Source organism: Janthinobacterium sp. RA13 (assembly GCF_000745325.1).
GTDB lineage: Bacteria > Pseudomonadota > Gammaproteobacteria > Burkholderiales > Burkholderiaceae_D > Janthinobacterium > Janthinobacterium rivuli.
Genome location: NZ_JQNP01000001.1, coordinates 378,086 through 394,706, shown reverse-complemented (window position 1 = coordinate 394,706; position 16,621 = coordinate 378,086). Strand labels below are relative to the sequence as shown.

Sequence of the window (16,621 nt, the reverse complement as noted above, 5' to 3'; positions counted from 1 at the left end):
CATCGGCAACATTCGCTGGCACTCTGCATCCTTTCAACAATACCTGACGGTCGAATGTTGAAAGATAGCAAAAATGACAGCGCAGCGTCGTCCTGTTCAGTTCGTGTGCAGCTTGTGGTGCATGCGGCGCAGGCCCAGCCACACGGCGGCTGCCACGAATGGCACCAGGGCGCCGACGAGGATTTCCGGATTCACGGGCAAGCCCATCACCTTGGCCGCCTTGCCCGTGTAGCTGAACAGGCCGATCACGTAATAGGAAATGGCGGCAACCGACAAGCCTTCCACCGCCTGCTGCAGTTGCAGCTGCTGCGCGGCGCGGGCGTTCATCGATTGCAGGATTTGCCGGTTTTGCAATTCCTGCACGATGCCCACGCGCGTGCGCAGCAAGTCATTCGTGTTGGCAATACGCTGCGCCATCGCTTCCTGCCGGCTGGCCATCGCTTCGCACGTATTCATGGCCGGTGTCAGGCGGCGATCCATGAATTCCTCAACCGTCGGGATGCCTTCGATACGCACCTCGCGCAACTCGTCGATGCGCGCTTTCACGAGGCCCATGTAGGCTTTCGAAGCGGAAAAACGGTAGCTATTGTCGAGCGACAGCTTTTCAATGCGGGCCGCCAGGCGCGTGATGCGGTCGAGCAAGGCTTGCTCGGAGACACCGTCGTCGCTCTTGGCCAGGCCTGGCGCGTCGTCCGTATCGACCATGGCGGCGGCCAGGGTGGCCAGTTCGTTTTCGATGGCATTCAAGGATGGCGCCGCCTGCATGGCGTAAGGCAAGCCCAGCAAGGCCATCATGCGGTAGGTTTCGATTTCCAGCACGCGCTGCACCAAGCGGCCCGACTGCTGCGAGCGCATGCCCGCGTCGCGGATGACGAAACGGCTGAAGCCGTCGGACTGTATCGTGAAATCCGTCCACAATTCTCCGCCTTGCAATACTTTGCTGCCGGCCAGGGTATTGCCCTCAAATACGCGCGACAAGCCCTGCATGAAGATCTCGGCAGGCTCGGTCGCCTGCTCGAGCACCACGTGGGCAGCCACCATCAGCTTGCCCTTCAAGCCCGCCAGCCATTGCTGCGGCAACTGTTCCAGGGGCATGCGCTCGAACGCCTGCTCCAGGGGCAAGGCCTGCCCCGGATGCTCGGCAAAGGTGAACGTGGCAAATTCCGTGTGGCATTCCCATTTCAGGCGGAAGCGGCCAAAGTCATAATAAAAATACTTGGCTTCGGCGGCGGGCGGCGTGACGCCGAAATGCGTGCACAGGGCCGCCAGGGTGGCGTGCTGGGCCGCCATATTCGACGCACCGGGCGCCGCGCTGTCATCTTTATACACGGCCAGATGGGTGATCAGCTCGGGGGCGTCGAGCTGCAAAAACGGCCGCGAGTGGATTTCCGCAGCCAGCGGCACGCGCAAGGCGTGGTTCAAACTGGAGTTAATCAAGTGCATGATAGCCAAAGGTAAAGTTGCAAAACTGCTTAGACCCGCGCGGGTCTGATTGTCACAGTGTAACAAAGCAGGAAGCATGCCTACCTTTTCAAACCCCGCTCATGCCGCTTTAACAACCCCGGTAGCACCGTGCGCCGCGTACTGGCGCGTGCCCAGCCACCAGAAAAGCGCGGCCAGCGCCACGGCCGAAGCCTGTCCCAGCGCCAATTTGAATGCGCTATCGAACAGCAGCGGTGCGACAAAACCGGACACCAGCGCAAACACCAGCATTTGCACAAAGTTTTGCAGGGAGGCGGCCAGGCCCCGCATCTGCGGGAAAATGTCAAGCGTCGACATGGTCATGCCCGGCAAAGCCAGCGACATGCCGAACGCATACAGCATCACGGGCACGACGGCAAACGGGATGCTGGCCGCAAACCAGTGGTTGTAAGCAATATTGAGCGCGCCCGTGGCCGCCATGGTCAGCAAGCCCCAGCGCACCAGCACGGTGCTTTCCACCTTGTGCGCCAGCTTGCCGGACAGCGCCGAGCCACCCACCAGGCCGGCCACCATGGGGATGAACATCCAGCCGAAGGCCGTTTCCGGCAGATGCAGCAGTTCCAGAATAAAATGCGGGGCGGAGGCGATGTACAGGGCAAAGCCGCCAAAGGCGAAAGCCACGGCCAGCGAACGCAGCAGGAACGCCCGGTGGCGCAAGGCCAGCCAGTAATTGCGCGCGATATTGCCTGGGTGGAAAGGCTGGCGCTGCTCGACTGCCAAACTTTCCGGCAAGCCTTTCAGGCAGGCGAGCGCCAGCAGCACCGTGACGGAAAAGGTGAACACAAACGTCGATTGCCAGCCGTAGGCCACGTGCAGCCAGCCGCCGATGATGGGCGCGATGGCCGGCGCGATGCCGAACACCATCATGATATTGGCCAGCATCTTTTGCGCGGCCGCGCCCGACAAGCTGTCGCGCACAATGGCTTGGCCGATGACCCTGCCCGCCCCCGCCGAGGCGCCTTGCATGCCGCGGAAAAACAGCAGCCAGCCAAAGCTGGGCGCGAACGCGGCGCCGATGGAGCCGACGGCAAAGATCAGCAGCGAAGCGAGAATCACGGGACGGCGGCCGAACGAGTCGGACAAGGTGCCGTAGAACAAGGTCATGAAGGCGTAGGCGGCCAGGTAGACGCTCAGGGTCTGCTGCACCAGCACGCTGCTGACATCGAAATGCGTGCCGATCGCGGGAAACGACGGCAAGAAGGTATCGGTGGCGAACGGGCCCAGCATGGCCAGCCCGGCCAGCACGAGAGTCAGGTTGCGGGCCTTCATGCAAGTTCCTGCGCAACATGCTGGCGACGCAAGCCGTCCAGGGCCGCCAGCGAGAAGGCGGCAATGTGCCGGGCGATATCGGCGATACCCGCCTCGTCATAGGTGATTTCCGGCACCACCAGTTCATGCACGATGCGCGAACGGGCATAAAACACCACCTGCCCAATCACGCTGAACACGCATTTCTGCACCACCTCGGCGGGCATGGCCGGCCCCACCACGCCACGGATCAGGCTCGTGAACAAGGCGTGCTGCGGACGCACGTTGCGCTCGGCCAGCTTGTGGATGGCGGCCGTCGGCTCGATCAGCTCGCGCGCCACCAGGCGGCTGAACAGGGACGCGGAACCCGAACGCAGCATGTCGGAGACGAGCGCTTCTATGGCCAGGCGCAACTGTTCCACCGGCGGCAGTTGCGCCTGCGCGCTGGCGGCGGCCACGTCCGCAGCCGAGGCCTGCGCCAGCTCGCGCGCATAATCAAAAGCGGCCAGGTACAGCTCTTCCTTGCCATGAAAATAGTAATTGACCATCGCCACGTTGACGTGGGCCGCCTCGCAGATCCTGCGCACGGACGCGAGCTTGTAGCCCTCATCGGCAAACAGCTGGACCGCCGCCTGCAGGATGCGCGCGCGCGCCGGTTCGCTTTCTCTTTCGTTTCCCTTGTCTTGCCTCATGCCATTCCCATTATTTAAACAGATGTTTAATATTGTGCGGAATTATATCAAACAACCGTTTAACTTTCAGGCGGGCGCAAAAAAGCCCGGCGAACCGGGCTTCTGGCCAGAATGATGGCGATCAGTGCTTCATGGCAGGCATCGGGGCCGAAGTGGCGCCCAGCGGACGGGCCACGGCATTGACTTCGATGGTTACACGGTGCTTGTCCTCGCCTTCAACGACGAGGGTCAGCGGGATCTTGTCGCCCGCCTTCACCTGCCCTTTCAGGTCCAGCAGCATCACGTGGTAGCCGCCCGGCTTCAGCTCGACGGCTTTGCCGGCTGGCAAGGCGATTTCCTTGACCTGGCGCATGCGCATCATATTGTCCGTCATGCTCATTTCATGGATTTCCGCCACGCCGGCCACGGACGAGCGCACTTCCAGCAAACGCATGGCTTTCGGCGCCGTTATCTGCATGAAGGCACCCGTGGCTTTTTGCTGCGGCACGGTGGCGCGCACCCACGGGTCGGAAATCTGCACGCTGGTTTGTGCGATGGCGGAGAAGGACAGCACGGTCAGGGCCGTGGCCAGCAGGGTTTTCAAATGGGTCATGATTATTTCCTCGGTATGGTTATAAGGTGTATTTCGATTTCATCAGGGTCTTGATGTCCTGCACGCACTCGTCGCCCGTCAACTGGTGCTTCAGGCCCAGGCGCATGCGTCCCTCGGCATCGAGCACATAGCTGATGGCCGTGTGATCCATCGTGTACGAGCTGCCGCTCGGTACGCGACGGTAGAAGACCTTGTAATTGAAGGCCGTCTGCGCCGTGTTCTTCGGGTCCGTGCGCAAGCCGAGGAAGCTGGGGTCGAAGGCGCGCATGTATTCGCCCAGCAACTCGGGCGTATCGCGCTCGGGGTCGATGCTGATGAAGATTACCTGCAATTTATCGCCATCGGCGCCCAGTTTCTGGCGGATTTCCAGCGCGCGCGACAGGGCTGTCGGGCACACGTCCGGGCATTGCGTGAAGCCAAAGAAGACCATCACATATTTGCCCTTGAAATCGGCCAGGGTGTAGACCTTGCCGTCGGGGCCGCTCAACTTGAAGTCGGGCTTGTAATCGCCTCCCGTCAGGTCGAGGCCGTTGTAATGGGGTTTCGGCGCTGGTTCGCAAGCGGCAAGCGTAAGCAATCCCGCCGTACCGGCGAGAAGGAAAAGACGACGTTTCATGGCATTCTGGCCCGAGGGGCGTAGTGGATACGGTTAAGACGTGGAAGGCGTGACTGGGTGTTCAGGCAGCTGAAGGGGGACCGCGCGGGCTGGCGGCCAGCCACGCGAACGGGGCCTGCGGCGCCTGGTAAAACAGGGGCGGATACAGGTCGTGGCCCGTAATGACGGGCAGCGGCGATGCTGACGACGGCGGCAAACCCACGCTGCCCGCATGGCTCATGCAGAATGGGCAATGCTCGATGTGGTGCAGCACGGAACCGGTGGTGGATGTGGCGGCTGGCGCCAGGTCCGCTTGCGTATAGACGGCGCCGCTGGCCGAGCAGATGTCGACGGCGGCATTGTTCGCGTTCGCATGCTGCGAGGCAAACGCATACGACAGGGATGGCGACAGCGCATTGAGCAGTATCGCCAGGCAGGCGAACCACATATGCCACTGTTTGCGCTTCAATAATGATCCCATGGCCCCGATTATAACGGAGTCTGGCTATCCGGGCGCCGGCCCGCGCAGGAACAGGCTGGGGCGCACGCCCGCCACGTCCACGCAGGCGTCGCAAAACGCGGGGATCGAGGCAAAGCCGGAACCGGCCGCCACTTGCGCCAGGTCGCGTTCGCCCTGTTCTCCATCGGCGTCCGCTTGCGCCGCTGTATGCAGCGCGTGGGCCAGACGCTGTTCGCGCACCAGGCTCAGCAAGGCCTCGCCCTCGGAAAACAACCGCGCCCTGGCCTTGTGCGGCGTCACTTGCCACAGGGCCGCCAGGCGCGCCGCCGTCCATTTGCCTTGCGGCGTATCAAAGATATGCTGCGCCAGCGCCTGGCTCCAGCGCTTGCCGCCGCCGTGGCCACCATCGGGTTCATCGTCTTCCAGCGCCAGGGTGAACACGGCCGGCTTGCCCCGCCCCGGCATCACGTCGCAGGCGAAGCGCAAGAAGGCGGGCACGACGAAACTGTCGCCGCTGGCCAGTTTCTTGGTGGTGATTTCATTGTGCAAAGTCACAAAACCCTGGCGCACGGTGACGCGCAGCCGCAGCGGAAAGCGCAAGCCCAGCAAGTGCAAGGGATGATCGGAAACGAGGGCCATGCGTCAGGTCAATGTGGTGAACGAGGCGCCAGCATGCCACACATCGCGCAAGCAGTCTGTCATCACAGCGACGCTACGCCATAACGGCGCAAGCCGTCGAGGTCGACGACGCGGATCGACTGGTAGGCGATGCTGATAAGGCTCAGCTCGGCCAGATGGCCCAGCGCCTGGTTCACGCGCTGGCGCGAAATGCCGGTCAGCAAGCCGATTTCTTCCTGCGACAGCTCAAGCACGCTGGAAGTGCGCGGATATAACATGGGGTGGAACAGCTGCGCGATGGCTTGCGCCACTTGCGCGTCGACGGCCAGCAGGCGCTGGTTCTGGATGGTGGCGATGAACTGGCCCATGCGCTCGTTCAGCTGGCGGATGACGAAGGCGTTGAAGGAAAGGCTCTCGGCCAGCAGCAGGTGAAACAGGTCCACCGGCACGAGGATGATGCTCGATGCGCGCACGGCCACCACGTCGTAGCGGCGCAGTTCGCGCTTGAGCACGCTGCCCTCGCCGCACCAGCCGCCCGCAGGCACGCCGGAAAACGTGGCGCCGCGCCCATCGGCGTTGTAGACGGCCAGCTTGATCAAGCCCGTGTGCACGCCGATCCAGTGCGCCGACGGTTCGCCGCGCCGCGTGATGAAGGCGCCCGCCTCGACATGCCGGAGCACGCTGCCGGCGCGCAACAGGGTCTGATGCCGGGTATCGAGGGCCGTGAACCAGTCGTGGCTGTCGAATTCCGGCACCGCACGTTCTACACTATCGTTGCTATCCATTCCATCCTTCAGACCTGTCACTAAGATGACAGTGATTTTCCAGCACCGGTGCTATGCTAACCGCTATCAATCCCGAAACAGGGAGCTACAAGATTCTTTTACCAGGAGACAAGCATGACAGCTGATTTCAACACCGGCCTCGGCAAAAACAGCGCCAACTACGCCGCCCTCACCCCGCTCGACTATATCGCCAGGGCAGCCGCAGTATATGGCAATCGCCTGGCAATTGCACATGGCGCCTTGCGCCAGACGTGGCAAGAAACGTATGCGCGCACGCGCCGCCTGGCGTCCGGCCTCGTCAAGCTTGGCGTGGGCACGGGCGATACGGTGGCCGTGATGCTGCCGAACACGCCCGCCATGGTGGAAGCGAGCTTTGGCGTCCCGATGGCGGGCGCCGTCCTCAACGCCCTGAATATCCGCCTCGACCTGGCCTCGCTGACCTTCATGCTGCGCCATGGCCAGGCGAAAGTCTTGCTGGCCGACACGGAATTTGCCGAACTGGCGCGCCAGATGGCCGCGCAGATTCCCGGCTTGCGCGTGATCCAGGTCAACGACGTGCTGGGACCGGAAGTGGACGCATTTGCCGACCTCGACTACGAAGCCTTGCTGGCCAGCGGCGACCCCGATTACGACTGGCAGGGGCCGGCGGACGAGTGGGATGCCATCGCCCTCAACTACACGTCCGGCACCACGGGCGACCCGAAAGGCGTGGTCTACCACCACCGCGGCGCGGCATTGAATGCCCTGTCGAACATACTGGAGTGGGACATGCCCAAGCATGCCGTGTATTTATGGACCTTGCCGATGTTCCACTGCAATGGCTGGTGCTTCCCGTGGACCGTCGCCGCCCGCGCCGGCGTCAACGTATGCCTGCGCAAGTTCGAGCCGAAACTCGTGTTCGACCTGATGCGCGAGTTGCGCATCACCCACTATTGCGCCGCGCCCATCGTGCACGCGGCCCTGGCCAACGCGCCCGCCAACTGGCGCGACGGCATCAACTGGACCGTGCGCGGCATGGTGGCCGGTGCGCCGCCGCCAGCGGCCATGGTGGCAAAGATCGAAGCCATGGGCTTTGACTTGATCCACTCGTATGGCTTGACGGAAGTGTACGGTCCGGCCGCCATCTGCGCCGAGCAGGACGAGTGGGCGGCCTTGAGCCAGGAAGAACGCGCCGTGTTGAAGTCGCGCCAGGGCGTGCGCTACCACTTGCAAAGCGCCGTGGCCGTGATCGACCCGGACACCATGCAGCCCGTGGCGGCCAACGGCGAACAGATCGGCGAGATCATGTTCCGCGGCAACATCTGCATGAAGGGCTATCTGAAAAATGAAAAGGCGACGCAGGAAGCGTTCGCCGGCGGCTGGTTCCACACGGGCGACCTCGGTGTCATGTATCCGGATGGCTATATCAAGCTGAAGGACCGCAGCAAGGACATCATCATTTCCGGTGGAGAGAACATTTCCAGCGTAGAAGTGGAAGACGCCTTGTACCACCACCCGCAAGTGCTGGCCGCCGCCGTCATCGCCCAACCGGACGAGAAATGGGGCGAGACGCCATGCGCGTTCGTCGAACTGCGCGAAGGCGGCACCGTGACGGAAGCGGAATTGATCGCCTTTTGCAAGAACAACCTGGCCGGTTTCAAGGTGCCGAAAGCCATTTATTTTGGCCCCCTGCCCCGCACGTCGACGGGCAAGATCCAGAAGTTCGAATTGCGCAAGCGCATGCAGTCGGACAAGGCCATCGACGTTTAAGCGATACCAGTCAGTCGCGCTTGCCGGCCTGCCACGCCGGCTGCGCCACCACCAGGCGCGAAAAGCTGGCGATGCTGGCCACGGCGGCGAACCCTGCCGCCAGGCACAGCGCATACGTCGTGCCTTTTGCGGCGGAAACCGTGAAGCAATACGCGACCAGCGCCGCGCCCGTGGCTTGGCCGATCAGGCGCGACGTGGCGACCACGCCACTGGCGCCGCCGGCCCGCTCGGGCGGCGCGCTGCCCATGATGGCTTTCAGGTTCGGCGCCTGGAAAAAGCCGAAACCGATGCCGCACAAGGCCATGCGCCAGCCGATGTCAAACGCGCTGGGGTGGGCCGGTATCCACACCAGGGTCAGCAAGCCGCCGGCCAGCGCCGCCAGGCCGATGCCGCCCAGCATGCCCGGCGAGTACCGGTCGCTCAGGCGTCCGGCCACGGGCGCCATCACGGCCACCAGCGCGGCCCACGGCGTCATCAAAAAGCCCGTCTCGACGGGCGAACGGCCCAGTGTCACTTCAAAATAGAATGGCAGCGAGACAAAGGCCAGCCCCTGCGCGGCAAACGTGCAGATGGCCGTCAGCGACGACAGCAGGAATAATGGACGGCGAAACAGGTCGATCGGCAGCATCGGTGCAGCGTGCCCTTCCTGGCGGCGCAGCAGCAAGATAAAGAAAATCACCACCGCCACCAGTTCCGGCAGCAAGGTCGACAGCGCCGCGTGATGGGCCGCGTCGCCAAACAGCAGAATCAGCAAGCCGAAGGCGCCCACGTTGTACAGCGCCGTGCGCGCGTCGAGCGTGTGGCCAGACAATCTGGTGGCCGGCAGCATGCGGCTGGCGAGGAAGAAGCCCGCCACGCCCAGCGGCACATTGATGGCGAACAGCCATGGCCACGATGCCGTCGCCAGGATCAGCGAGGCGGCCGTGGGCCCGATGGCGAACGCGACGGCCACCACCAGCGCATTGTTGCCAAAGGCGCGGCCCAGCAAGTGTTTCGGATACAGGGCGCGCAGCAGCGCCGTATTGACGCTCATCATGGCGCTGGCACCGACGCCCTGGAACAACCTTGCCACCACCAGCGACGGCAGGGACCAGGCCAATGCGCAGGCGAGCGACGCCACGGTAAACAACAGCATACCGGAGATAAACACGCGCCGGTAGCCGGCGATTTCGCCGAGGGCGGAAAACGGCAGCAGGGTCGCCACCATGGCCAGTTGATAGACGTTGACGATCCAGACGGAGGCGGCCGGCGTCGTGTGCAGTTCGCTGGCAATGGCCGGCAAGGCCGTGTTGGCGATCGCCGTATCGAGCGAGGCCATGCCCACGCCGATGGCCAGCGCCAGCATGGCCCATAAACGGGCGCCGGGCGGCAAGCCGTCCTCGCCTACCATGACGGCTTGCGTGCGCCGCTGCCTAGTCTGCTGCATAAATACACTACCTGTTCATCTTGCTGATCCGGGCAATACACTAGCATGGATGGGCGGACTCTGCCGGGCAGGCAAGCGCCATCACTTCTGGCAGTCGATCACTTTAAAATCTTTCGAATAACAGATGCGCAACTCGCCCGAGTGCTTTTCATAGCCGAGCCAGCGGCCCTTCAATTGCGGGTTGTGCTGCTTCATCCACTGGAACAGCTCGTTTTTCGGCATGGTGGAGTCCGGCAACTTCAAGGCCTGGAACAGCTCCCGTTCCTTCTCGAAATACTGCTTGGCCGTATCGAAATCGCAGGCGCCATGCTTTTCCCATTCGCCCTGCAGCAAGGCCTCGCCCGGTTGCATGCACATATAGGGCAGGATGTCGGACGGCGCCAGTTTCGGCAAATTGCCCTTGCAATAGCGCGGGTGCATGTCCGTCTTGCGCGGTGGCGTCACGGAAATGTCTTCGCACGTGGCAGGGTTATTCGACTGCGCCCACAGCCCATGCACGATCCAGCCGAACTGGTTGCTCTCGGCGCACTGGAAGGCAGCCTTTTTCGACACGGCGCCACGGCGGCGCTGGCTGTCGCAAAAGCCCGGCGACCACGACAGCGCCAGCATGAAGTAATCGGTGGGCACGTTCGTGCTTTGCTTGTAGCACGTGTTTTTCTCGTCCGACGGCTTGACGTCGTAATCGTAGTAACTGACGTTGCGGGGAATGGCGCAACTGGCGTCGGCCGCATGGACGGCGCCAGCGGACAGACTGAGGAAAACGGCGGCCAGCGCGGGCAGTACAGTTCGAAATTGCATCAGGTTTCCCTTTCAGAATATAAAACGCCGGCAACTGAGTGCCGGCGCGGTATCAATCAAGCATGCTGATCAGCAGACCTTGTGCATCCAGCCGTGGGTGTCTGCAGCCGTGCCATGTTGCAGACCCAGCAACGCTTCGCGCAGGGCCAGGGTGACGGCGCCGTTTTCATTGTTGTTGATGGTCATTTCAAAGCCATTGGCCTTGGCCACGCCCACAGGCGTGATGACGGCGGCCGTGCCGCAGGCGAACACTTCGGTCATGTGGCCCGAGGCGATGTCGTCGCGCCATTGCTGGACGGACAACTTACGCTCTTCCGTGGCATAGCCGAGGTCTTTCGCCATTTCCAGCAGGCTGCGGCGGGTGATGCCTGGCAGCAAGGTGCCCGTCAATTCCGGCGTCACGACGGTGATCTTCTCGCCATCTTTATACACGAAGAACAAATTCATGCCGCCCATCTCTTCGATGAATTCGCGGTGCACGGCGTCCAGCCACACGACCTGGTCGCAGCCCTTTTCCTGCGCTTGCGACTGGGCCATCAGGCTGGCCGCGTAGTTACCTGCGCACTTGGCTTCACCGGTACCGCCCGGCGCGGCGCGCACGAAGTCTTCGCTGATCCACACGGTGACGGGTTTCACGCCTTTCGGGAAGTAGGCGCCGGCTGGCGAGGCGAACAGCACGAACAGGTATTCTTCCGATGGACGCACGCCCAAGTACGGGTCGGTGGCGATCATCAGCGGGCGCATGTACAGGCTCTCGCCCGTGTTCTTCGGCACCCAGTTGCGGTCTTGCGCAATCAGCGCGTCGCCCGCTTCCAGGAACAGCTCGACAGGAATGGCCGGCATGGCCAGGCGCGCGGCGCTGCGGTTGAAGCGCTCGGCATTTTGTTCCGGACGGAAAGTCTTGATGCTGCCGTCCGGCTGGGCAAACGCCTTGTAGCCTTCGAAGATGGCCTGGCCGTAGTGCAAGGACGAGGCGGACGGGTCCAGCATCAACGGGCCGTAAGCCTTCAGTTCACCCTGCTGCCACTTGCCGTCGCGGTAAGGAATCACCACCATGTGGTCGGTAAAGATGCGGCCAAACGCCGGGTTGACCATGCGTGCGGCGCGCTCGGCGTCGGACAGGGGGTGGGCGGATGGGGTGACGACGAGATTCTGTGTGGAAGTGGTCATGGCGGCAATGGGAACTAGTGAACAGTATCCCTATTGTAGCGCCTATGACGCCCGATCAGGCAAACGGGGATGGCCCCCGCCACGCGAAAACAGGGCGCCATCATTTGCGAATGATTCTCGTTTGCGTTAAAATGTCAGCCTTCCTTCTTCCCGCCATGCCTGACGCACTGCATGGCGGCGCTATCGAAAGCCGCCATGACCACCTCCTCCCTCCCCAGTTACGCGCCAGCGCCGACGATGCGCCGCAGACTCGCCAGCTTGCCGCACCGCAACAGCAACGCCGGCACTGGAGCTGGAAACAGGTGTGGTTTCAATTGCACTGGTTTATCGGCATCACGGCCGGCACGGTGCTGGTAATTATCGGCCTGAGCGGCGCCACCCTGGCCTTCAAGGATGAATTGCTGGACCTCATGAATCCCGGCGTGCGCCACGTCGCCGTGGAAACGCGCACCCCGCTGACGCCAGCCCAGCTGAGCAACATTGCTGCCGCCGAACACGGCCAGCGCGTAGCCTCGATCACCATGTATGCAGAAGCGGGCGCGGCGCCACGGCTGTTCTTCGCACCGAAGAATGGCCAGCGGCGCGGCGAGTCCATCTACCTGCATCCGTACACGGGCGCGACCCAGCCGGCGCTGGCGGGCGCGGAATTTTTCGAGTGGACGGAGTCCTTGCACCGCTGGCTGCTGCTGCCGCGCGATCCGGGCCGCCAGGTGGCGGGCGCGCTGGCCCTGTGCCTGCTGGGGTTAGCCCTGTCCGGCCTGTATCTGCGCTGGCCGCGCCGTCCGCTGGACTGGCGCACCTGGCTGACCTTCGATCCGGCCCTGAAAGGCCGTTCCTTTTTGTGGAATCTGCATGCCGTGGCCGGCACCTGGTGCCTGGTCGTCTACGTGGCGCTGACCCTGACGGGCATTTACTGGAGCTACGACGTGGTGCGCGACAATATCGACGCCTGGGCCGGCAAGCCGCCAAGGATGGCACAGGCGCCCGCGAAAAAAGGCGGCGGCAAGGCGCCCGCCGTCGACATCAGCCTGGCCTGGACCAGCTTCCAGCTGCACGCCGCCGGCTGGACCCTGGCCAGCGTGCGCCTGCCCACGCGCGCCGGCGAAGCCGTGCAATTCACGTGGCTGGCCAGCGATGCGCCGCACGAACGGGCGCGCAGCCGCATGAGCATTGCACCGGCCGACGGCACGCTCACGGAAAGCGAACCGTACAGCCAACAGGCGCTGGGATCGCGCCTCGTCAACATCATTTATCCGCTGCACATGGGCACGTATTTTGGCTTGCCGGGCCGCATCATCGTCACCGTGGCCAGCCTGGGTCTGCCCCTGTTCGCCATCACGGGCTGGATGCTGTATCTGGGCCGCCGCAAGGCTAAGCGGGCTGTGCAGGCGCAGCGCGCCATGCTGGGCGCCGGTGCTCAGGGCAAGACGCCTGGCACGGATAGCGGTTTGCCCACCCTCGTCGCCTACGCCAGCCAATCTGGCCAGGCCGAACGCCTGGCCCTGGAAAGCGCGCGCGCCCTGCAGCAGGCCGGGGTCGCCGTCGACGTGCAATCGCTGGACCGGTTTGATCCCGCACAATTGCGCCAGTACCAACGAGCTCTGATCGTCGCCAGCACCTTTGGCGAAGGCGAGGCGCCGGACGGCACGCGCCGCTTTGCGCGCCTGCTGCAGCAAACCTCGGGCATGCCGCTGGCCGGCCTGGGATTCGGCATGCTGGCCCTGGGCGACCGCCATTACAGCGCCTTCTGCGGCTTTGGCCATGCGCTGGCGCAACAATTGCAGGCGCTGGGCGCCACTTCCCTGTTCCCCTTGATCGAAGTGGACAAGCACGACCCCGCCGCCTTGGCCGGCTGGTCCACAGCGCTGGCCCGCTGCAGCGGCAGCGCCATCGACGCCATCGGCGTGCAGGAAGAAGCGTCGTATGCCGATTGGCGCCTGGCGCGCCGCGTGCTGCTCAACCCGGGCAGCCAAGGTGGAGAATTGCATGAAATCACCTTGACGGGCCCGGCCGACGCCATCTGGGAAGCGGGCGCGCTGGCGGAAATCATTCCCTGCAACGCGGACGGCAGCGATGGCGACGGTAGCCACCCCGACAGTGCCCATCACGCGCCGCGCAGCTATTCGCTCGCTTCGCTGCCATCCGACGGCGAAGTGCAATTACTGGTGCGCCAGGAGCGCCATGCGGGCGAGGAAAACCAGGGCCATGGCCTCGCTTCCGGCTGGCTCACCCGCTTCGCCCCGCTAGGCAGCCCCATCCGCCTGCGCCTGCAAGCCAATCCCGCCTTCGCGCCGGCCCTGGTCGACGTGCCCTGCATTTATATCGGCAACGGTTCCGGCCTGGCCGGCCTGCGTGCGCACCTGCGCGCGCGCCAGCGGGCGGGCCTGGCCCGCAACTGGCTGCTTTTTGGCGAGCGCCAGCAAGCTTTTGACAGCGTCTGCGGCGCAGAGTTGCAAGGCTGGCTGGACACTGGCCATCTGGCACGTCTGGACAAGGTCTTTTCGCGCGATGGTGAACGACAATACGTGCAGGACCGCCTGCGCGCCAGCGCGAATGAACTGCGAGAGTGGCTGGCGCAAGGCGCCATCGTCTACGTGTGCGGCAGCCTGCAAGGCATGGCCACAGGAATCGATGCTGTACTGCAAGAATTGCTGGGCCAGGAGGGACTCGACGCCCTGCTGGCGGCCGGACGCTACCGCCGCGACGTGTATTGACTTAGATCAGGCTGCCGCCCGCGCCGCCCGGCTATGTGGGCAGGCGCACTGTCGGCGCCAGCCATCGGGATAGAGTGAAGACATTCCCCCCACCGTCTGCGAGGCTAGCCATGAAAAATCCCTGGATGAGCATGTACCTGAGCGCGGCCAACCGCATCGCCAACACGGCGCGCGGCCATGCGACGGCCGCCGTCAAGCGCGAAGCGGCGAAAAATACGCGGCAACTGACGCAAGTGTGGTTCGATTCTTTTCTACCGCCAACAAGCAAGCCACGGCGCAGCCGCAAGGCCAAATAAGCCTGTAGCAACAGGCGAACTGGTGCGGTGCACCACAGCAATAAGTTGAAGTTACGACCAGATGAACTAAACTGCAAGCATGGTAGTGCATAAGGAAGTGACCGGCAGGCGCCGCATCCCCGCGCCGCCGCCGGGACACCGGGAGACGACCATGTTGACGCTCAAAGTGCTGGCCTGCCTTGCCCTGTCGGCCTTGCTGCTCGCGCCCCTCGTGCTGAGGGATGCGATGCAGACGTCCGCCGGGCAGCAGATGCAGGTGCCGAATGTAGACGCACAAGCCCTCTGGGCTCGCTGGCCGAAGCATTAAACGCGCTAGGTAGCAGCTTACCTTATTTAAAAACGCTTTATTGCGGATGGGGATTTGTTCCCCGTTTTCCTTCATTTCTCAGTGCCTCAATCCTCCTCCTCTTCACCATACTTTTGATCCAGATCATGGATTTCCCTCTTCGCCGCGTCCACACTGGAACAGTCCGCTTCGCACCGCGACGGACTTAACCTGGAGCATCGGCATGGGTAAATCGCATTGGAAGGATGAGATGGCGCTGGGGGTTCCCGTCATCGACGAGGCGCATGAGGCGCTGTTTCAGGAGCTCGCGCGCCTGCAACAACTGGGCGACCAGCATTTCAGCGTGGCGTTTCGCGAGCTGATTGCGGCCGTCGAACGCGATTTCCGTGAGGAAGAGGATTTGATGGAAGAAATCGCCTTTCCCTCGCTGGCCAACCACCGGGAACAGCATGCGCGCGTGCTCAGCGGCTTGCACCATGCCTGGGCCGCCGTCGATGAAGGAGACCTGGAACAGGGCCGCCATGCGCTGTCGCTCTTGCCGCAATGGCTGATCTTCCACCAGGCCACCATGGACCTGGCCCTGGCGGCGGCGCTGGAACTGGTGCAGCGCCAGCCGAACTAGCCGCTACAGCAGCAGCACCGTGGCTTGCTCGGGCATGACGACGCGGTAGTGTCCCGGGTATTTGTCTTCGCCGTCGAAAATCTTGCAAAACACGGGCTGGTTGATATCGTTGACGGCCGCCTCGTTCATGGGCAAGGTGGCAATCAATTGCTCGCCATCCATCAACTGCAAGGCGCTGCCCCGCTCGGCTGCGCAAAAGGCCAGCGATTGCACGTCGCTGGCGAACGGCCGCTTGTACCACGGCGTGATGGCCCGCACGGCGCGCCGGGCGTCCTGCAAGACTTGCCCCACGCGCGTGACGTTCCACGCATCGCGCGCCACGGACGGCTGGAGGACGATATTCGCCGTCAGCTCGCCCCTGCCCTTGTTCACCAGGAAAGCACCATCCTGCGCGGCGATGTCATCGTTGAGCGGCACGACAAACACGCCGCCGCTGGACACCTTGATCGGCACGGGCGCGCCATTGCCTTGCAAGGCCACGCGCACGTCGTCAATGGTGGCGCTCAGCTTGGCAGGAATCAGGCGCAGGGCCATCACCACGCTGCCGCTCGACACTTGCCACACTTTCCTGGCCGTCAGATAACTTTCGCGATACGCCGTGAAGCGCACGCGCGGCGCCTTGGCGTCGCTGCTGGCCGTGATCGTCACCGTTTGCGACGGCAAGGCGTCCTCTGCGCTCGCCGTTACCTCTGGCGCTGATGCTGCGGATGCGGCCGGCGCCACGGGCGGCGATACAGGTGGCGATACGACCGCGGCGGCGGGCGGCACGCTGGCACTCTGCAGCGGCGCGGGAACAGCCGGCGGCGGCGCGTGCTCCTGGGCCTGGCCCAGCGACACGACACACAACCATCCGGCACAAGCGATCCATGTACGCATGCATTTCTTTCAATGAGGAAAATATTTTATCAGCGCCTGCATTATCGCAGAAGGCCGGACGATGCGCGCCATAGCCCCAATCGCACTCTTTTGGTGCGTACGCTTGATTATTTAGCAAATATCCCCTATATTGATAATGATTCTTATTCACAAATGTGACAGGAATCATGCTCATCTTTCCACTGCCAGGCGCGAGTGGAACTGCTATCCAA

17 protein-coding genes are annotated in these 16,621 nt (G+C 63.2%); 5 read left to right on the top strand and 12 right to left on the bottom strand.

Features of this window, described 5'->3' with window-relative positions:
- Nucleotides 1-96 precede the first annotated feature (96 nt).
- The 8 genes from FG13_RS01745 to FG13_RS01710 all read right to left on the bottom strand — a co-directional run bounded on the left by FG13_RS01745 (nucleotide 97) and on the right by FG13_RS01710 (nucleotide 6,472).
- Complete coding sequence (locus FG13_RS01745; protein WP_035817842.1) at nucleotides 97-1,443, bottom strand: DUF3422 family protein; 1,347 nt, start codon at nucleotides 1,441-1,443, stop codon at nucleotides 97-99.
- A 99-nt stretch (nucleotides 1,444-1,542) separates the two neighbouring features.
- Nucleotides 1,543-2,751, bottom strand: a complete 1,209-nt coding sequence (locus FG13_RS01740; protein WP_051958366.1) for a multidrug effflux MFS transporter — start codon at nucleotides 2,749-2,751, stop codon at nucleotides 1,543-1,545.
- Nucleotides 2,748-3,422, bottom strand: a complete 675-nt coding sequence (locus tag FG13_RS28665; protein ID WP_051958364.1) for a CerR family C-terminal domain-containing protein — start codon at nucleotides 3,420-3,422, stop codon at nucleotides 2,748-2,750. Before FG13_RS28665 ends, FG13_RS01740 begins: the two co-directional genes overlap by 4 nt.
- Nucleotides 3,423-3,543: 121 nt before the next feature.
- On the bottom strand, nucleotides 3,544-4,014 hold the full coding sequence (locus FG13_RS01730) for a copper chaperone PCu(A)C (RefSeq protein ID WP_200880238.1): 471 nt from the start codon (nucleotides 4,012-4,014) through the stop codon (nucleotides 3,544-3,546).
- Nucleotides 4,015-4,033: 19 nt separating this feature from the next.
- Nucleotides 4,034-4,630 (bottom strand): SCO family protein, encoded by a 597-nt coding sequence (locus FG13_RS01725; RefSeq protein ID WP_035817840.1) that lies wholly within the window; start codon nucleotides 4,628-4,630, stop codon nucleotides 4,034-4,036.
- A 61-nt stretch (nucleotides 4,631-4,691) separates the two neighbouring features.
- Nucleotides 4,692-5,090 carry a DUF2946 domain-containing protein gene (locus tag FG13_RS01720; protein WP_035817837.1) on the bottom strand — a complete coding sequence of 133 codons (399 nt, stop codon included), beginning with the start codon at nucleotides 5,088-5,090 and terminating at the stop codon, nucleotides 4,692-4,694.
- A 24-nt stretch (nucleotides 5,091-5,114) separates the two neighbouring features.
- The gene (locus FG13_RS28660) at nucleotides 5,115-5,708 is read right to left on the bottom strand and encodes a hypothetical protein (protein WP_051958360.1); all 594 of its coding nucleotides are present in this window, start codon (nucleotides 5,706-5,708) and stop codon (nucleotides 5,115-5,117) included.
- Between the two features lie 62 nt (nucleotides 5,709-5,770).
- Entirely contained in the window at nucleotides 5,771-6,472 is a 702-nt protein-coding gene (locus FG13_RS01710; RefSeq protein WP_051958358.1) for a Crp/Fnr family transcriptional regulator, read from the bottom strand.
- Between the two features lie 114 nt (nucleotides 6,473-6,586).
- Between FG13_RS01710 and FG13_RS01705 the strand changes: the two genes are divergently transcribed.
- Nucleotides 6,587-8,221 carry an acyl-CoA synthetase gene (locus tag FG13_RS01705; RefSeq protein ID WP_035817831.1) on the top strand — a complete coding sequence of 545 codons (1,635 nt, stop codon included), beginning with the start codon at nucleotides 6,587-6,589 and terminating at the stop codon, nucleotides 8,219-8,221.
- A 10-nt stretch (nucleotides 8,222-8,231) separates the two neighbouring features.
- Here the strand turns inward: FG13_RS01705 and FG13_RS01700 are convergent, their stop codons facing one another.
- The 3 genes from FG13_RS01700 to FG13_RS01690 all read right to left on the bottom strand — a co-directional run bounded on the left by FG13_RS01700 (nucleotide 8,232) and on the right by FG13_RS01690 (nucleotide 11,615).
- Entirely contained in the window at nucleotides 8,232-9,647 is a 1,416-nt protein-coding gene (locus FG13_RS01700) for an MFS transporter (RefSeq protein ID WP_035817829.1), read from the bottom strand.
- Nucleotides 9,648-9,728: 81 nt separating this feature from the next.
- Entirely contained in the window at nucleotides 9,729-10,445 is a 717-nt protein-coding gene (locus tag FG13_RS01695; protein WP_081922374.1) for a ribonuclease T2 family protein, read from the bottom strand.
- A 69-nt stretch (nucleotides 10,446-10,514) separates the two neighbouring features.
- Nucleotides 10,515-11,615, bottom strand: coding sequence for a branched-chain amino acid aminotransferase (locus FG13_RS01690; RefSeq protein WP_035817827.1), 1,101 nt, complete (start codon nucleotides 11,613-11,615; stop codon nucleotides 10,515-10,517).
- A gap of 155 nt (nucleotides 11,616-11,770) precedes the next feature.
- On the opposite strand from FG13_RS01690, the gene FG13_RS01685 reads away from it, so the two are divergent.
- The 4 genes from FG13_RS01685 (at nucleotide 11,771) to FG13_RS01675 (ending at nucleotide 15,533) form a co-directional block, all read left to right on the top strand.
- Nucleotides 11,771-14,329 carry a PepSY domain-containing protein gene (locus tag FG13_RS01685; protein WP_081922373.1) on the top strand — a complete coding sequence of 853 codons (2,559 nt, stop codon included), beginning with the start codon at nucleotides 11,771-11,773 and terminating at the stop codon, nucleotides 14,327-14,329.
- Between the two features lie 110 nt (nucleotides 14,330-14,439).
- Nucleotides 14,440-14,625 carry a hypothetical protein gene (locus FG13_RS30600; protein WP_152598646.1) on the top strand — a complete coding sequence of 62 codons (186 nt, stop codon included), beginning with the start codon at nucleotides 14,440-14,442 and terminating at the stop codon, nucleotides 14,623-14,625.
- Nucleotides 14,626-14,776: 151 nt separating this feature from the next.
- The gene (locus tag FG13_RS30340) at nucleotides 14,777-14,932 is read left to right on the top strand and encodes a hypothetical protein (protein ID WP_161784137.1); all 156 of its coding nucleotides are present in this window, start codon (nucleotides 14,777-14,779) and stop codon (nucleotides 14,930-14,932) included.
- Between the two features lie 202 nt (nucleotides 14,933-15,134).
- Nucleotides 15,135-15,533, top strand: coding sequence for a bacteriohemerythrin (locus tag FG13_RS01675; RefSeq protein WP_034757497.1), 399 nt, complete (start codon nucleotides 15,135-15,137; stop codon nucleotides 15,531-15,533).
- 3 nt (nucleotides 15,534-15,536) lie between these two features.
- Here FG13_RS01675 and FG13_RS01670 read toward each other — a convergent pair whose 3' ends face one another.
- Nucleotides 15,537-16,409: a hypothetical protein gene (locus FG13_RS01670; RefSeq protein WP_152598645.1), complete on the bottom strand. Its 873-nt coding sequence runs from the start codon at nucleotides 16,407-16,409 to the stop codon at nucleotides 15,537-15,539.
- Between the last annotated feature and the right edge of the window lie 212 nt (nucleotides 16,410-16,621).

Coding starts and splice junctions, on each gene's coding strand:
- FG13_RS01745 (WP_035817842.1), bottom strand. CDS start 1,443: ATGCACTTGATTAACTCCAGTTTGAACCACGCCTTGCGCGTGCCGCTG.
- FG13_RS01740 (WP_051958366.1), bottom strand. CDS start 2,751: ATGAAGGCCCGCAACCTGACTCTCGTGCTGGCCGGGCTGGCCATGCTG.
- FG13_RS28665 (WP_051958364.1), bottom strand. CDS start 3,422: ATGAGGCAAGACAAGGGAAACGAAAGAGAAAGCGAACCGGCGCGCGCG.
- FG13_RS01730 (WP_200880238.1), bottom strand. CDS start 4,014: ATGACCCATTTGAAAACCCTGCTGGCCACGGCCCTGACCGTGCTGTCC.
- FG13_RS01725 (WP_035817840.1), bottom strand. CDS start 4,630: ATGAAACGTCGTCTTTTCCTTCTCGCCGGTACGGCGGGATTGCTTACG.
- FG13_RS01720 (WP_035817837.1), bottom strand. CDS start 5,090: ATGGGATCATTATTGAAGCGCAAACAGTGGCATATGTGGTTCGCCTGC.
- FG13_RS28660 (WP_051958360.1), bottom strand. CDS start 5,708: ATGGCCCTCGTTTCCGATCATCCCTTGCACTTGCTGGGCTTGCGCTTT.
- FG13_RS01710 (WP_051958358.1), bottom strand. CDS start 6,472: ATGGATAGCAACGATAGTGTAGAACGTGCGGTGCCGGAATTCGACAGC.
- FG13_RS01705 (WP_035817831.1), top strand. CDS start 6,587: ATGACAGCTGATTTCAACACCGGCCTCGGCAAAAACAGCGCCAACTAC.
- FG13_RS01700 (WP_035817829.1), bottom strand. CDS start 9,647: ATGCAGCAGACTAGGCAGCGGCGCACGCAAGCCGTCATGGTAGGCGAG.
- FG13_RS01695 (WP_081922374.1), bottom strand. CDS start 10,445: ATGCAATTTCGAACTGTACTGCCCGCGCTGGCCGCCGTTTTCCTCAGT.
- FG13_RS01690 (WP_035817827.1), bottom strand. CDS start 11,615: ATGACCACTTCCACACAGAATCTCGTCGTCACCCCATCCGCCCACCCC.
- FG13_RS01685 (WP_081922373.1), top strand. CDS start 11,771: ATGCCTGACGCACTGCATGGCGGCGCTATCGAAAGCCGCCATGACCAC.
- FG13_RS30600 (WP_152598646.1), top strand. CDS start 14,440: ATGAAAAATCCCTGGATGAGCATGTACCTGAGCGCGGCCAACCGCATC.
- FG13_RS30340 (WP_161784137.1), top strand. CDS start 14,777: ATGTTGACGCTCAAAGTGCTGGCCTGCCTTGCCCTGTCGGCCTTGCTG.
- FG13_RS01675 (WP_034757497.1), top strand. CDS start 15,135: ATGGGTAAATCGCATTGGAAGGATGAGATGGCGCTGGGGGTTCCCGTC.
- FG13_RS01670 (WP_152598645.1), bottom strand. CDS start 16,409: ATGCGTACATGGATCGCTTGTGCCGGATGGTTGTGTGTCGTGTCGCTG.